The organism is Pseudomonas sp. TNT2022 ID1044, from assembly GCF_028656895.1.
In the GTDB taxonomy this organism is placed as follows: domain Bacteria; phylum Pseudomonadota; class Gammaproteobacteria; order Pseudomonadales; family Pseudomonadaceae; genus Aquipseudomonas; species Aquipseudomonas reinekei.
This window is the reverse complement of record NZ_JAMDHB010000010.1, coordinates 338,525-353,240: the sequence shown is the minus strand read 5'-3', so window position 1 is coordinate 353,240 and position 14,716 is coordinate 338,525. Positions and strand designations below refer to the sequence as shown.

Genomic DNA, 14,716 nt, shown 5'->3' with positions numbered 1-14,716 from the left:
ATGGTTTATTACTATAAATCCTTTAACAACAATTTATTACGTTATACAAAGTTTTCAATTCCATGAAAAATACCATATCCAGCACTCAGCTCATGGAGCAATTCAGGATACTTGGCAGCCTGCCTGAAGCGTGACGAGTAAGCAGCATAGCCACTACCTTGGTAGCTGGAAACGCCGATAACCTTATGATGACCTGCCACTAGCATCGATTCGGACACAACGGGCAGAGCAAGTGTCCAGCACACAAACAACAGCAGTGAATTCATAACCTATGACCTCCTCCCCACTCCCTCTGGCAGTCGCCAGCGTATCGCTGGCCGAACTATTTTCAGGCAAAGACATCCGGGATATGGATCAGATCATCAAAGGTCGACTGCATCTGCCGGAATACCAGCGTCCCTATCGATGGAGCAGCGAACAAGTGCTGCAACTGGCCGGTGACCTCGCCCGCCATCAGAAAGACATGAGCGCCCCCGATTACTATCTTGGCAGCTTGATCCTGCATCAGAGCAGCGATGCGAACAGCGATGCATGCTGGCTCAATATCATTGATGGCCAACAACGCATCACCAGTGTGGGTATCCTTTGCGCACTTGCCAATATCACTCCCTTGCCTAATCTGAGCTACCGGGCACCTGAAAGCCTCCAGCGCATCCGTGAAAATCTGACTGCCCTAAAGGGGACAACGCTTGTACGGCCAGATCTGGAGCGGATCAACGTCACACTGGTGGTCACACGCAACGAGGACGATGCATACCGTTTCTTCGAAACACAGAACAGCGGTGGCGTGCGTCTGTCGGGTATCGATATCGCCAAAGCGCACCACCTGCGTGCAGTAGTCGACATGTCCTGTCAGGATGATTACGCACGTCGCTGGGAAAGAATGGGGAACTTAGAGCCGGTTGTTGACTGCCTGATGCGTGGACGGCACTGGCAAAGCCTAGCCTGGCGAGACCTGGCTAGCAAAACTCGAAAGACCAAAGTCTGGAACAAACAAGTAATCCAGGAACTGGCTACCGATACTGCAGAAGATCCGCGTGACTTCGCCTATCAACTCTCGGTGAATGACCAAATGGGGAATGGCTTGCGCCCACTCTCCGGGCTCCGCAATTACGACCTGCGCCAACCACTGAACGCCGGGTGCAACAGCATCCACTATCTGGAAAATTTCAACCACTTGCTTCATCGCTACTGCCCCAACAAGCTGATCGATGAAACCTGCACGGATGCATGGAAAACGCTCTACGTAGCGCTGGTAGCGCGCTCTGATGCCTCCCCATTTCTGCGCAAGCTCTTTGATGCAGCTCTGGTGCTCTACGTCAGTCGCTTTGGGGACAGCAAGCTGGAAGAGGCCGGCCTGTGGTTGTTCCGCGCGGTGTATTCCCTGCGGTTGAGCAATGCAAAAGCAGTCAAGGAAATCTCGGTACAAAAGCTGGCTCATGACACACCGATCCTGGACTGGATTGCCTGCAGTTATACCCACGACCAACTGGTTACACGCTTGCGTGCCTTCCTATACGACATCCAGATTGACAACCTCGATCGTACTAACAGCAAGAAACGCCAGCACGTGGACGCAGTGTGCAAAGTACTCGGTCTTCAACTGACCGAGGCTGAAGCTACCCCAGCCGATATCGTCAAGCTGTTCGACCAAGAGCTCAGCCGGGCCATCGAACAACGCTGCAAGGAGCATGCATGAGCCGCGTCAAGACCAGAACGGAAACCATCGCTCAACTGCACCAGCGCAACGTAGCGCTGAAGATTCCCAGTTACCAACGCCCCTACATATGGCCGACAGAAGATGTGACCAAACTGTTGATGGACGTCGCCAATGCCCGACAGGACGGCCAGGAAAATTACTTCATCGGCACGCTGATCAGCACACTTGGCAATGAAACTGCAGGCAGTTACGAATTGATCGACGGCCAGCAACGCATCACGACACTGGTATTGCTCGCACTGGCGTTCCGGGAACGATTACCGGATCACAGGCTGGTCGACATGACCCGGCTTGGAAAAAAGCCCCGGCTCACCTTCGCGATCCGCGAAAAGGCACAAGCCTTTCTGACCCATGAAGCCGGCTTGTCCGATGTACGTCTGACTGAAGAGGAAACGTGTGACCCATACGTAGTCCACTTGCACCAGGGCCTGAAAGCCGCACGCCAGAAGCTCAAGGAACTGGCCAAGGACGAAGAAATGCTGCGAGCATTGGCTGACTACTTGTATGAGCAGGTGGTCTGGGTCAACAACATCATGCCGGCAGGGATGAACCCGAACCAACTTTTCACTCGCATCAACACGAGCGGGGTGCAGTTGGAGCAAACCGATATCCTGAAGTCACAACTCCTGTACAAGATCCATCAGCACAAACGCCGTTATGATGCCATCTGGCAAGCCTGCGAAAACCTGGGCAACTACTTCGAACGCAACGTGCGCCAGCTCTTCCCCAACGCAAACTGGCAGCAACTGCGCTTTGACAGCCTGGCAAAATTCGACGCCGCACAGTTCCCGATAGAAGAAAGCAATTGCGTTGCCATCATGGGCCAGACTCTTGCCGAACTGACCGCACATGCCAAAGAAGAGCACCAGGTACGGGCCCCCGACAATAAGAATACACAGGCGCCCAAGGACAGCGCTAATACTGAATACTGCCGCTCCATCATCAGCTTCCCGCTGCTTCTGATGCACACCTACCGGATTTTCAGGGCTGAGCGGAAACAAGGTGATATCAGCAGTCGCCTGCACGCGAACAACTTTGGCGAATGCTTCAAGTCATTTGTGCAAGAAGCGAAAGAAGCAGATGCCGTCGCGTTCATCGAATTACTGTGGCACGTTCGCTATCAGTTCGATCGCTGGGTCGTAAAATGGCGACAAGACGATAATGACAATACCGCACATCTGTATCTTGGCAGTGTAAGTTGGAATGACGCTGAGAAGAGATTGAACCGCAGTTTTCCTGAACGCATACAGGATCTGGTTCAGTTGCAAGCAGTACGCAACTTCACCGGCGAGCGTAGTGCCCAATACTGGCTCACGCCTCTCCTCGCAAGGAGTCTGGGTACAACAAGCCATGAAGAGGCACTCGCACTGCTGGAAGACATCGACAATAAGCTGTCGCTAGCCAATTGCTCGCAAAAGGAAGCCAGTTTTGCACTCCTACAAAATGAGCCACCAGCTTGCCATCCACATAACTGGATCAGGGAACACTTGGAGCAACATCTCGGTACTGGCTTCGAGCACTACTGGTTCCAGAAGCTGGAATACGTTTTGTGGAAAAACCGAACGTCGTTGTCCTTCCAGGATGACAAGCGCTTGCCGGATTTCCGAATTACCTCGAAGAGCTCGGTGGAGCATGTACACCCGCAGCATCACGAGTACACGCAAGAACAGCTTGAGAAAAAAATGCTGAACAGCTTCGGCAATCTTGCACTGCTTAGCCCGGGTGAAAATTCATCTTACAGTAACCAAGATCCAGGGAAGAAACGCGTCGACTTCAATAAGAAGCCAAACATTGACGCATTGAAGCTGGCACACATTTTCAAGTTAATGGGTAACTCAGACATTTGGGATGACGACATGATAGAACAACATCATGAGGACATGCTAAAGCTGCTGGAAGCCCATTATCATAAGGGCCGTATTCGAAATGTTGTTTAAACCCGAAAACTTTCTACTAATTGACAAGGGAATGGTCTGTGAAAAAAATTCTATGGGTGAAGTTTGGCTGGTCAGAATACTATCGCGGCGGACCGGTCGACGGTAATTTTGGCTGGCTCAACGAAAACAAGGGCAAAAAAAACGAAGGACGGGGGCACGAGGCGTTCAACTTTAACCCTGGGCCTGATGGAACCTACTATTGTTATGTTCCGCCCCAAGCAAGCGAGTATGCGCCTTCAAACGATGATCCAAATGGTTGGACAGTGATCTGCCTCGCGAAAAATCCAAAGCACACTGGCGTCCATGTTGTCGGATGGTACGAAAATGCCACCCTGCATGGTGAATGGCTTGATCCTCCAGATGGTCTGATCAAAAAGCGAGGGGATACTGCGCACCCGGCCTATGACTGGTCGTACTGCATATCTAGCAAGACCGCATACTTCGTTCCACCAGAGTACCGAATTATGCCTTTCTCGGATCCATCCGTGAGGCAGGGCAAATATTCCTTCCTTGAAGGGCCAGGCGTAGACACCAACGAGAACAAAAGGCGCGTGCTGGAACTTCTCAACTGTCGTCTGAAAGCGATGACCCGATTTGCTATCCAGAACCCTAACGAGGGCTCGTTACCCGATCCCGAACTCGACGCGGCCGATCCTCTAAAAGGATTCGGTACACCAGAGCATCGGAAAAAGGTGGAGCTAGCGGCAGAATGCGCCGTCATTGAGCATTACAAAACAAAAGGGTATGCCTACGAACGCGTTACGCATTTACCATGTGGTTATGACTTTGTTTTTACCAAAGGTAAATCGGTGCGGCACGTCGAGGTCAAAGGCACATCCAGTCCCACTCCCCAATTCTTTATTACTCGGAATGAGTATGGGAAGGGTCTACAATCCAATCCAGCATGGCGTCTTGCCATGGTTACCTCTGCACTGTCCGAAACCCCGAGCATAACTGAGTACGATGCTCTCGGACTGAAGCGAGCGTTCGATCTTGAACCCTACGTATACATCGGTAAGTTCATCCCGAAGCCGGAGAGTTAATCAGTCGGCCTGCCGATATAGCCCACACGCTATATTAATGAAGAGTCCGCAATAGTTTAAAAATTTTCTCGACTGAGCATTCTCGATACCATGTCAGTATTCCTCATCCCAACATGGTATCGATGCACATCTCTTTATGGCACGCCGTCTGTACACCGTGAAAAACGCCATTGATGACGCAGTAAGCATCACTATCTATTCTTATTTTTCACAATGAAATCAGATAGTTACGAGCAAAACCTACTCCCACTCAATGGTCGCCGGTGGCTTGCTCGACACGTCGTAGGTGACGCGGGAGATGCCTTCGATTTCATTGATGATGCGGCCGCTGACGGTTTCCAGCAGTTCGTAAGGCAGGTGTGCCCAACGTGCGGTCATGAAGTCGATGGTTTCCACGGCACGCAGGGCCACGACCCAGGCGTAACGACGGCCATCGCCTACAACGCCCACCGATTTCACCGGCTGGAACACCACGAAGGCCTGGCTGACTTTGTGGTACCAGTCGGCTTTGCGCAGTTCTTCGATGAAGATGTGGTCGGCGCGACGCAGCAGGTCGGCGTATTCCTTCTTCACTTCACCGAGGATACGCACGCCCAGGCCCGGACCCGGGAACGGGTGACGGTAGACCATGTCGTACGGCAGGCCCAGTTCCAGGCCCAGACGACGGACTTCGTCCTTGAACAACTCACGCAGTGGCTCGACCAGCTTGAGGTTCATTTCTTCCGGCAGGCCGCCCACGTTGTGGTGCGACTTGATCACGTGGGCCTTGCCGCTTTTCGCGCCAGCCGACTCGATCACGTCCGGGTAGATGGTGCCCTGGGCCAGGTACTTGATGTTATCCAGCTTGCAGGATTCGGCATCGAACACGTCGATGAAGGTACGGCCGATGATCTTGCGCTTCTTCTCCGGGTCGGACTCGCCGGCCAGGTTGTCGAGGAATTGGTCCTCGGCGTTGGCGCGGATCACCTTGACGCCCATGTTCTCGGCGAACATGGCCATCACTTGCTCGCCTTCGTGCAAGCGCAGCAGGCCGTTGTCGACGAACACGCACGTCAGCTGGTCGCCAATGGCCTTGTGCAACAGCGCGGCAACCACGGACGAGTCCACGCCGCCGGACAGGCCGAGCAGGACGTTGTCGGTGCCAACCTGGGCGCGAACCTGGGCGATGGCGTCTTCAGCGATCTTCGACGGCGTCCACAGGGCTTCACACTCGCAGATGTCGAGGATGAAACGCGACAGGATGCGACCGCCCTGCTTGGTGTGGGTCACTTCCGGGTGGAACTGCACGCCGTAGTAGCGACGCTCGTCGCTGAACATGCCGGCAATCGGGCAGCTCGGGGTGCTGGCCAGGATGTGGAAGTCTTCCGGCATCTTGGTGACCTTGTCACCGTGGCTCATCCATACGTCGAGGCCGAACAGGCCGTCAGCGTCGATGTGGTCTTCGATGCCGTCCAGCAGGCGGCTCTTGCCGACCACGTCTACGCGGGCATAACCGAACTCACGCAGCTCGGAACCTTCAACCTTGCCACCCAATTGCTCGGCCATGGTCTGCATGCCGTAGCAGATACCGAAGACCGGCACGCCCAGGTCAAACACGGCTTGCGGGCAGCGAGGGCTGTTGGCTTCGTGGACCGACTCTGGGCCGCCAGCGAGGATGACGCCTTTAGGAGCGAATTCGCGGATCGCATCTTCGTCCATGTCGAATGGATGCAGTTCGCAGTACACACCGATTTCACGCACGCGGCGGGCGATCAGTTGGGTGTACTGGGAACCGAAGTCGAGGATCAGGATGCGGTGAGCGTGAATATCGAGGGCCATGATTCAGTCTCGTCTAAGTCATTCAGAAACAGTCGTGATTCAGAAACAACTCGGGGCTGAATAAAACAGCCCCGGTCGTTAACTTTTTGCTTGAAGGCTCAACCTACGCGGTAGTTTGGCGCTTCTTTGGTGATCTGCACGTCGTGAACGTGGGACTCGGCCATGCCAGCGCCGGTGATCCGCACGAACTCAGGCTTGGTGCGCATTTCTTCGATGTCGGCACTGCCGGTGTAACCCATCGAGGAACGCAGGCCGCCCATCAACTGGTGGATGATCGCGCTCAGGGTGCCCTTGTACGGCACACGCCCTTCGATCCCTTCAGGTACAAGCTTCTCGGCGCCTGCCGAGGAGTCCTGGAAGTAACGGTCGGAGGAACCCTGGGCCTGGGACATGGCGCCCAGCGAACCCATGCCGCGATAAGCCTTGTACGAACGGCCCTGGAACAGTTCGATCTCGCCCGGCGCTTCTTCGGTACCGGCGAACATCGAGCCCATCATCACGCAGGAAGCTCCGGCGACGATGGCCTTGGACAGGTCACCGGAGAAACGGATGCCGCCATCGGCAATCAACGGTACGCCAGTGCCTTCAAGGGCAGCGGCGACGTTGGCGATGGCGCTGATTTGCGGGACGCCGACACCGGCGACGATACGAGTGGTGCAAATCGAGCCAGGGCCGATACCGACCTTGACGGCGTCAGCGCCGGCTTCGGCCAGGGCCTTGGCGGCAGCGCCGGTGGCGATGTTGCCGCCGATGACCTGCACGTCAGGGAAATTCTGTTTGACCCAGCGAACGCGGTCGATCACGCCTTTGGAGTGACCGTGAGCGGTGTCGACCACCACCACGTCAACACCAGCGTTGACCAGGGCTGCCACGCGATCACCGGTGTCTTTACCGGTACCGACTGCAGCGCCAACGCGCAGACGACCTTGATCGTCCTTGCTGGCCAGCGGGTAAGCCTTGGCTTTTTCGATGTCGTTGACGGTCATCATGCCTTTGAGGGCGAATTTGTCATCGACGATCAGCACGCGCTCGATGCGGTGCTTGTGCAGCAGTTCACGCACATCGTTCTTGTCGGCGCCTTCCTTGACCGTGACCAGACGCTCTTTAGGCGTCATCACTTCACGGACAGTGGCTTCCAGACGGTTCTCGAAACGCACGTCACGGGAAGTGACAATGCCGACCAGGTCGCCATTGTGCAGCACCGGAACGCCGGAGATGTTGTGCATGCGGGTCAGTTCGAACAGCTCGCGCACGGTAGCGTCGGCGTCGATGGTGATCGGGTCCTTGACCACACCGGCTTCGTAACGCTTGACCTTGCGCACTTCGGCAGCTTGCTGCTCGATGGTCATGTTCTTGTGGATGATGCCGATACCACCTTCCTGAGCCATGGCAATTGCCAGACGGGCTTCGGTGACGGTGTCCATGGCGGCAGAAACCAGTGGAATATTCAGTTCGATGCCACGGGTAAGGCGGGTCTTGAGACTGACTTCGTTAGGAAGCACCTCGGAATAACCGGGCACTAGGAGAATGTCGTCGAATGTCAGAGCTTCTTGGCTGATACGCAGCATCGCGGGGGCTCCCGAGCGGGAAAATGGAAGCGCGCCATTATAGTCAGACACCCCTTCGGGTTCAATGTAAAACTCTGTCTATTATCGGCATTGCGGATGTACGGGAATAATTGCCACCTACAACTCGACTTTGACCCAACTCACTGGCTGATCCAGCCAATCGGCGAATTCGTCGAGAAAACTCTGTTTGAACCCGGCTTCAGCCCAATTGTTGAAGATGAAACCAAGGTTGGAAAAACCGCATTCCTGCAAAAACAGAAAGCCGTTGATGTCGTCTTCGTGCCCGCATTCCGGGCAGGTGAAGTTATCGGTGCGCCCCGGCATCCAGTCTTCGAGGCTTTCGAACAGCGCTTCGCCAATTTCCTTGCGGCACTCGGCGCAGCCCGCTTCTTCAAGGAAGCCCTTGGCCGGCGTATAGATGCAACGCTTGGTGACGATCTCCAGGCCGTTGACCGGCTCGCCAAACGGCAAGGCTTCAGGGTGCAAGACCACTGCTCGGGCGCCGTCGCCAATGGCGTGCGCCATGCGATTGCCGGTGCGGCCGCAGGTGGTCAGTTCTTCCTTGACGATGTTCTTGCGCACCAGCCAACGCACAATCGCCCGTGCCCGGGGCTCGTGCACCGGCAGTGTGGAGATTTTCGGGACGATGATGCTTTGCGAATTCATGGGTAACAGGCCTGACGCTTTAATGAAAAGACTTGCGCAATCGAATACTCGTCAATTAAGCACAAACCTTGTGGGAGCGAGCCTGCTCGCGAAAGCGCCTTCACATTCAACATCGATGTTGATGCGAACACCGCCTTCGCGAGCAGGCTCGCTCCCACAGGAAATTGTGGCGAGCCCATAGAAGGTATAGGCCCGCCAGAGCGGCTTTTACAACTCTACAACCACCGCCTGCGAAGCGCGGGTCGCCTTGGCGCGTGCGGCGTCGATCGACTCGTCGCGCGCCAGGGCCACACCCATGCGGCGCTGGCCGTTGACTTCAGGCTTGCCGAACAGACGCAGCGCGGTATCCGGCTCGCTCAGCGCGGCGCCCAGATTGGCGAAAGCGGTCTCGGTCGACTGCCCTTCCACCAGAATCACCGCCGACGCCGAAGGCCCGAACTGGCGGATCAACGGGATCGGCAGGCCCAGAATCGCGCGGGCATGCAGGGCGAACTGCGACAGATCCTGAGAAATCAGGGTCACCAGACCGGTGTCATGCGGGCGCGGCGACACTTCGCTGAACCACACCTGATCACCTTTGATAAACAGTTCGACGCCAAACAGACCACGGCCGCCCAACGCTTCTGTCACCGCCTTGGCAACACGCTCGGATTCCGCCAGGGCAATCGGGCTCATGGCTTGTGGCTGCCAGGATTCCTGGTAGTCGCCCTTTTCCTGACGATGGCCGACCGGCGCGCAGAAGGTGGTGCCGCCGACGTGACGCACGGTCAACAGGGTGATTTCGTAGTCGAAATCGATGAAGCCTTCGATGATCACGCGGCCTTTACCGGCACGGCCGCCTTCTTGCGCGTAGTCCCAGGCTGTTTTGACGTCATCAGCGCTGCGCAGCAGGCTCTGGCCCTTGCCCGACGAGCTCATCACCGGCTTGACCACACACGGGAAACCGAGGTCTTCGACAGCCTTGCTGTAATCCTCGAACGTGTCGGCGAAGTGGTACGGCGAGGTCGGCAGGTCCAGCTCTTCGGCGGCCAGGCGACGGATGCCTTCGCGGTTCATGGTCAGCTGTGCGGCGCGCGCGGTCGGGATTACGGTGAAACCTTCTGACTCCAGCTCGACCAGGGTCGCGGTGGCGATGGCTTCGATTTCCGGCACGATGAAATGCGGCTTCTCGGCTTCGATCACGGCACGCAGGGCGGCACCATCGAGCATGTTGATCACGTGGCTGCGGTGCGCCACCTGCATGGCCGGCGCGTTGGCGTACCGGTCCACGGCAATCACTTCAACGCCCAGGCGTTGCAGCTCGATCACCACTTCCTTGCCCAATTCGCCACAGCCACACATTAATACGCGGGTCGCGGTCGGCGACAACGGAGTTCCGATACGGGTCATCTGAAGGTCCTCAAAGGAGCGGATCATCGAGGATACGGCGCAATACGCGCGATCCATGGGGAGAAAGCGCGGCATTTTACATGAACCGCAGGGTTTGGCTTCAGCTGACGACAGCCTGTTTGCGCAGGCGCCAGGCCATGATCAGCCACACGGCGGTCACACCGGCGAACTTCGAGCCCAGTGCGGTGAGGATCACACCCGGCGTCAGCGCATCGATCATGCCGAAAAAGATAAAGGTATCGAGTGGAATGCTCAGCGCCGAACTTATCCACAGGCGATCGTGCAACGGGCGCTTGGTGATGCTGAACACCAGCCAGTCAATGCACTCCGACACCGCGAACGCCGTGGCGCTGGCCAGGGCAATGGACGGATCGGACGTGACGTAAGACAGCACCAGCGCCGCCAGCATCGCCGCAATCGCGCCGTGGCCGAAGCGGGTTTGCACCATATCGCGCAGGATGAACACCAGCCCACCCCAGGCCGACCAGATGATGTCCAGGTGCGGAGCGGTGGAAAACGCGAAGTTGATCAGCACGACGCTGCTGATGTAGGCGATCAGGAAGAGCATGGGGCGTGGGAACACCTGTCAATTTTGCGCACAGATTACTTCATCTTCGGATACAAATAACCTGTGGCGAGTGAGCTTGCTCCCGCTGGAGCGCGAAGCGGTCCCAAAACCGGAAGACGCGGTGTGTCAAATGTATGACCTTGACCAAATGGGGCTGCTTCGCAACCCAGCGGGAGCAAGCTCCCTCGCCACAAAAGCCCACACTATTCAGTTACTGGATTTGGTCGGCAACATCCAGATCAACCCACTGGCCTTCGCCCGCTCATGACACAACCCCAGCACCTGGCGGCGCTCGTCGTTATCCATGCGGCCCCAACGGGTGATTTCTTCCACCGTACGCTGGCAACCGGTGCAAATATCATCGTCATCCAGCGCACAAATGTTCACGCAGGGCGATGCCACCGGGCGTTCAGGCGTGGTCATTGTTCTTGCTCGGCCAAATCACGGGCATAACGCTGGGCGTTATGCACGTAATGAGCGGCACTGGCTTCGAGCATTTTTTTCTGCTGTTCGGTCAGCTCGCGCACGACCTTGCCCGGCGACCCCATCACCAGCGAACCATCGGGAATTTCCTTGCCTTCACCGATCAGCGAATTGGCGCCGATGATGCAGTTCTTGCCGATCTTTGCGCCGTTGAGAATCACCGCATTGATCCCGATCAGGCTGTAGTCGCCCACGGTGCAGCCGTGGAGCATGGCGTTATGGCCGATGGTCACGCCGGTGCCGATGGTCAGCGGGTAGCCCATGTCGGTGTGCATCACGGTGCCGTCCTGGACGTTGCTGTTCTTGCCGATCAGGATCAACTCGTTGTCGCCGCGCAGCACGGCGTTGAACCAGACGTTGGCGCCCTCTTCCAGCTTGACCTTGCCCACCAGCACGGCATTGGGTGCCACCCAGCTCTGTGGGTGGGTTTCGACACGGGCGTCGCCCAGGCGGTATTTCATTGTGGTTTCCTCAGGGCTCAGGCAGCCGCATTTGCGACCATTCGAACGATGGCTTCAGGTATTGATGAAGCTTTTGGGGGGCTGATGCAGGCTGATTTTCGCGTCATAAAGCAGATTGATCAACTCGACGACCATGATCGCCGTCAGACCCCAGATCTTGTACTCACCGTAGCGGTAACTCGGCACGTACCAGCTGCGGCCCTGGTAATCGATGCGATGGGTGTGTTCGCGCGGGTCTTCGCGGAAGAATTCCAGCGGTACGCTGAACACCGCGGCGATTTCGGCATCGTTGGCCCGGTATTCGACGAAATCCGGAATCACCCCCACATAAGGCGTGACCTTGATACCGTGCAGGGAGATCAACGGGCTCAACGGACCGATCACCTCGACCAGACCCGGTGGCAGGCCGATCTCTTCTTCGGCTTCGCGCAGGGCGGTGAAAATCAGGTCCGGGTCTTCAGGGTCGCGACGGCCGCCGGGGAAGGCGACTTCGCCGCCATGGGTCGAGAGCCCGCTGGCGCGCAGGGTCAGGACAAGTTCCGGTTCTTCGCTGCGGGTGATAGGCAGCAGTACGGCGGCCTCGGGGAAACGTCGGTCAGTCTCCAGCGTGCGCGGTGTGTGATGACTTACCCGATGCAGTAGCTCGTCCAGCATGAGTGTTCTCGATCTGTGCCTTACGCTGCATCATGCACCAATCGTATCGGTCGCCCAAGCCCCCAGACAGCGGCGTGTCGCGAAACGACAACTTGCCGACAGACACCGCCGCACGCCAAGATAGGCGCAGCATTCAGGAACCCAAGCATGAAATTTTGCAGTCAGTGCGGCAACCCGGTGACCCAACGCATTCCCGAAGGCGATTCGCGCCTGCGGTTTGTCTGCGACAGTTGTCAGGCCATTCACTACCAGAACCCCAATATTGTCGCTGGCTGCGTCGCGACCTGGGGCACCCAGGTCCTGCTCTGCCGCCGCGCGATAGAGCCGCGCCGCGGTTACTGGACGCTGCCTGCCGGCTTCATGGAAAACGGTGAAACCATCGAGCAGGCGGCAGTTCGCGAAACCGCCGAGGAAGCCTGCGCCCGGGTGCGCAACCTGAGCATCTACACCCTGATCGACGTGCCACACATCAGCCAGGTGCATGTGTTTTTCCGCGCCGAACTGGCGGATCTCGACTTTGCCGCAGGTCCAGAGAGCCTGGAAGTGCAATTATTCGACGAAGCGGACATCCCTTGGGACGAGCTGGCTTTCCGCACGGTGGGCCGTACCTTAGAATGTTTCTTCGCTGACCGACGGGCCGAGACCTACCCCGTGCGGTCCGAATCGATCCCGCCGCTTGCGCAGCCTGCCATTATTTGATGCCATATTGGTATCATTCGTAGCCGCTGAAAAATCGCAGCCAGCGGCAGCTCCTTCAAAAACATCTATAAATAAATAGTCGCGACACCTCTCTGGGGAATCGTTTCAATGCGCTGGTTGCTTGCCCTGTTCTGCTTGTCATTCATCTCGGTGTCCCAGGCTTCTGCCGTGGAAACCTTGAACGGCAAAGTCATCGAAAAAGTTCTGGTTCTCAAATCTGCCCACCAATTGCAATTGATCAATGACGGCAAGCCGTTCAAGACTTATCGCATCTCCCTGGGCAAACGCCCCAAGGGTCCGAAACTGATGGAAGGCGACAAACGCACGCCGGAAGGTTTTTATTGGCTCGACTGGCGCAAGACCAGTGAAAAATTCAACCTGGCGATGCACATTTCCTATCCGAACATCAGCGACGCCGCCCGCTCCCGGCGTGAAGGCGTCGATCCCGGTGGCATGATCATGATCCATGGCACACCGGATACCGAAGACAATCCTGAGCAACTGTTCCATACCCTGGACTGGACCGACGGCTGCATCGCCATGCGCAACATGGACATGCGAGAAGTCTGGAACCTGGTGCCAGACGGCACGATGATCGAGATTCGTCCGTAACCCTGTGGCGAGGGAGCTTGCTCCCTCGCCACAATGTTCATTGCTGACACGACCTTTGGTCGCCCTCGAAAAATAAATTCAAAAGATCGCAGCCTGCGGCAGTTCCTGCAGAGGTGATACCACTCTGACCTGGAGACGCTGCCGCAGGCCGCGATCTTTGCTTTCAAAATCCTCCCCTCTGATACCACTTAAAACCAAGCCCCGGTAACCGCACCGGAAAGGGCTGGATTTCCTGCGCCAGCAGCAAAGTACCGGCGTTGACATGGTATTCAAGTGGTATTAGTTTTCCGACACACCCGAGCGACAATTCCCACATACGTTTCGGACAGCCAAACAATGAACGACCTCCAGGCCTTGCGCCCCGACGACACCCAACCGACGCCGCTGTACCTGCAATTGGCGCGCAATCTGGAAACGGCGATCCATGCCGGCCAGTGGAAAGCCGAACAGGCGATGCCGTCGGAACGCAATCTCAGCGAAATGCTCGGCATCTCCCGAGTCACCGCACGCAAGGCACTGGAAGTGCTGCTCGAACAAGGCCTGATCCGCCGCAACCAGGGTTCCGGCACCTTCATCACGCCACGCCTGGAACAACCGCTGTCGCGCCTGTCGGGTTTCAGCGAAATGCTCCGGCTCAAGGGCTTCGTCCCCGGCTCGCAATGGCTGGAGCGGGAAATCACCCTGCCGACCCACGAAGAATTGATCCGCCTCGGCCTGTCGCCCAACGACAAGGTCGCGCGCCTCAAGCGCCTGCGCAAAGCCGACGACACGGTCATGGCCATCGAGATGAGCACCCTGCCCGCCTCGATCATTCCCAAGCCGCAGGCGGTGGGCGCTTCCCTCTACGAATACCTCGACGGCATCGGCAAACCGATTGTCCGCGCGTTGCAGCACATTCAGGCGATCAATGCCTCGGACGAGTTCGCCGCACTGGTGGGCATCGCGCCTGGCACCGCCATGCTGCTGATGACCCGGGTCGGCTACCTCGAAGACAACACGCCCATCGAAGTCACCGACACCTATTGCCGTAACGACTACTACGACTTTGTCGCCGAGCTGCGTCGCTAACCCATAGCCGGCCGCCAAACACCGAGATTC

15 protein-coding genes are annotated in these 14,716 nt (G+C 57.0%); 6 read left to right on the top strand and 9 right to left on the bottom strand.

All coding sequences use genetic code 11. The features are described 5' to 3' along the window. Positions 1–41 precede the first annotated feature (41 nt). A complete protein-coding gene (locus M5G20_RS16530) occupies positions 42–266 on the bottom strand; it encodes a hypothetical protein (RefSeq protein WP_273919949.1) in 225 nt (74 codons plus the stop codon). 83 nt (positions 267–349) lie between these two features. On the opposite strand from M5G20_RS16530, the gene M5G20_RS16525 reads away from it, so the two are divergent. From M5G20_RS16525 to M5G20_RS16515, 3 genes are read left to right on the top strand one after another with little or no spacing between them, the layout of a single operon-like run. Then, on the top strand, positions 350–1,699 hold the full coding sequence (locus M5G20_RS16525) for a DUF262 domain-containing protein (protein ID WP_337994297.1): 1,350 nt from the start codon (positions 350–352) through the stop codon (positions 1,697–1,699). Further along, positions 1,696–3,657, top strand: coding sequence for a DUF262 domain-containing protein (locus M5G20_RS16520; RefSeq protein ID WP_273919947.1), 1,962 nt, complete (start codon positions 1,696–1,698; stop codon positions 3,655–3,657). The genes M5G20_RS16525 and M5G20_RS16520 overlap by 4 nt, the downstream gene beginning before the upstream one ends. Before the next feature lie 38 nt (positions 3,658–3,695). After that, positions 3,696–4,700 carry a DUF3883 domain-containing protein gene (locus M5G20_RS16515; RefSeq protein ID WP_273919946.1) on the top strand — a complete coding sequence of 335 codons (1,005 nt, stop codon included), beginning with the start codon at positions 3,696–3,698 and terminating at the stop codon, positions 4,698–4,700. A gap of 240 nt (positions 4,701–4,940) precedes the next feature. Here the strand turns inward: M5G20_RS16515 and guaA are convergent, their stop codons facing one another. The 8 genes from guaA to M5G20_RS16475 form a co-directional block, all read right to left on the bottom strand. Beyond that, positions 4,941–6,518, bottom strand: coding sequence for a glutamine-hydrolyzing GMP synthase (guaA, locus tag M5G20_RS16510; RefSeq protein WP_273919945.1), 1,578 nt, complete (start codon positions 6,516–6,518; stop codon positions 4,941–4,943). A gap of 98 nt (positions 6,519–6,616) precedes the next feature. Then, positions 6,617–8,086 carry an IMP dehydrogenase gene (gene guaB, locus M5G20_RS16505; protein ID WP_150732007.1) on the bottom strand — a complete coding sequence of 490 codons (1,470 nt, stop codon included), beginning with the start codon at positions 8,084–8,086 and terminating at the stop codon, positions 6,617–6,619. A 117-nt stretch (positions 8,087–8,203) separates the two neighbouring features. Continuing rightward, positions 8,204–8,752, bottom strand: coding sequence for a sugar ABC transporter ATPase (locus tag M5G20_RS16500; protein WP_075946645.1), 549 nt, complete (start codon positions 8,750–8,752; stop codon positions 8,204–8,206). A gap of 207 nt (positions 8,753–8,959) precedes the next feature. Continuing rightward, entirely contained in the window at positions 8,960–10,141 is a 1,182-nt protein-coding gene (gene purT, locus M5G20_RS16495) for a formate-dependent phosphoribosylglycinamide formyltransferase (protein WP_273919944.1), read from the bottom strand. Between the two features lie 100 nt (positions 10,142–10,241). Beyond that, positions 10,242–10,709: a VUT family protein gene (locus M5G20_RS16490; RefSeq protein ID WP_273919943.1), complete on the bottom strand. Its 468-nt coding sequence runs from the start codon at positions 10,707–10,709 to the stop codon at positions 10,242–10,244. A gap of 207 nt (positions 10,710–10,916) precedes the next feature. After that, positions 10,917–11,132, bottom strand: a complete 216-nt coding sequence (locus M5G20_RS16485; protein WP_273919942.1) for a DUF1289 domain-containing protein — start codon at positions 11,130–11,132, stop codon at positions 10,917–10,919. After that, positions 11,129–11,653, bottom strand: a complete 525-nt coding sequence (locus M5G20_RS16480; RefSeq protein WP_212625688.1) for a gamma carbonic anhydrase family protein — start codon at positions 11,651–11,653, stop codon at positions 11,129–11,131. The genes M5G20_RS16485 and M5G20_RS16480 overlap by 4 nt, the downstream gene beginning before the upstream one ends. 54 nt (positions 11,654–11,707) lie before the next feature. Beyond that, entirely contained in the window at positions 11,708–12,307 is a 600-nt protein-coding gene (locus tag M5G20_RS16475; protein ID WP_273919941.1) for a CoA pyrophosphatase, read from the bottom strand. 147 nt (positions 12,308–12,454) lie between these two features. Here M5G20_RS16475 and M5G20_RS16470 point away from each other — a divergent pair, with 147 nt between their 5' ends. The 3 genes from M5G20_RS16470 (at position 12,455) to M5G20_RS16460 (ending at position 14,686) form a co-directional block, all read left to right on the top strand. After that, positions 12,455–13,006 carry an NUDIX hydrolase gene (locus M5G20_RS16470; RefSeq protein WP_273919940.1) on the top strand — a complete coding sequence of 184 codons (552 nt, stop codon included), beginning with the start codon at positions 12,455–12,457 and terminating at the stop codon, positions 13,004–13,006. Between the two features lie 108 nt (positions 13,007–13,114). After that, a complete protein-coding gene (locus M5G20_RS16465) occupies positions 13,115–13,618 on the top strand; it encodes a L,D-transpeptidase family protein (RefSeq protein WP_273919939.1) in 504 nt (167 codons plus the stop codon). A 336-nt stretch (positions 13,619–13,954) separates the two neighbouring features. Then, the gene (locus M5G20_RS16460; RefSeq protein ID WP_056855192.1) at positions 13,955–14,686 is read left to right on the top strand and encodes a GntR family transcriptional regulator; all 732 of its coding nucleotides are present in this window, start codon (positions 13,955–13,957) and stop codon (positions 14,684–14,686) included. Positions 14,687–14,716: the final 30 nt, after the last annotated feature.

Bases quoted from the DNA above. Each gene is read 5' to 3' on its own strand.
- M5G20_RS16530 (WP_273919949.1), bottom strand. From the start codon at position 266: ATGAATTCACTGCTGTTGTTTGTGTGCTGGACACTTGCTCTGCCCGTT.
- M5G20_RS16525 (WP_337994297.1), top strand. From the start codon at position 350: ATGGATCAGATCATCAAAGGTCGACTGCATCTGCCGGAATACCAGCGT.
- M5G20_RS16520 (WP_273919947.1), top strand. From the start codon at position 1,696: ATGAGCCGCGTCAAGACCAGAACGGAAACCATCGCTCAACTGCACCAG.
- guaA (WP_273919945.1), bottom strand. From the start codon at position 6,518: ATGGCCCTCGATATTCACGCTCACCGCATCCTGATCCTCGACTTCGGT.
- guaB (WP_150732007.1), bottom strand. From the start codon at position 8,086: ATGCTGCGTATCAGCCAAGAAGCTCTGACATTCGACGACATTCTCCTA.
- M5G20_RS16500 (WP_075946645.1), bottom strand. From the start codon at position 8,752: ATGAATTCGCAAAGCATCATCGTCCCGAAAATCTCCACACTGCCGGTG.
- purT (WP_273919944.1), bottom strand. From the start codon at position 10,141: ATGACCCGTATCGGAACTCCGTTGTCGCCGACCGCGACCCGCGTATTA.
- M5G20_RS16490 (WP_273919943.1), bottom strand. From the start codon at position 10,709: ATGCTCTTCCTGATCGCCTACATCAGCAGCGTCGTGCTGATCAACTTC.
- M5G20_RS16485 (WP_273919942.1), bottom strand. From the start codon at position 11,132: ATGACCACGCCTGAACGCCCGGTGGCATCGCCCTGCGTGAACATTTGT.
- M5G20_RS16480 (WP_212625688.1), bottom strand. From the start codon at position 11,653: ATGAAATACCGCCTGGGCGACGCCCGTGTCGAAACCCACCCACAGAGC.
- M5G20_RS16475 (WP_273919941.1), bottom strand. From the start codon at position 12,307: ATGCTGGACGAGCTACTGCATCGGGTAAGTCATCACACACCGCGCACG.
- M5G20_RS16470 (WP_273919940.1), top strand. From the start codon at position 12,455: ATGAAATTTTGCAGTCAGTGCGGCAACCCGGTGACCCAACGCATTCCC.
- M5G20_RS16465 (WP_273919939.1), top strand. From the start codon at position 13,115: ATGCGCTGGTTGCTTGCCCTGTTCTGCTTGTCATTCATCTCGGTGTCC.
- M5G20_RS16460 (WP_056855192.1), top strand. From the start codon at position 13,955: ATGAACGACCTCCAGGCCTTGCGCCCCGACGACACCCAACCGACGCCG.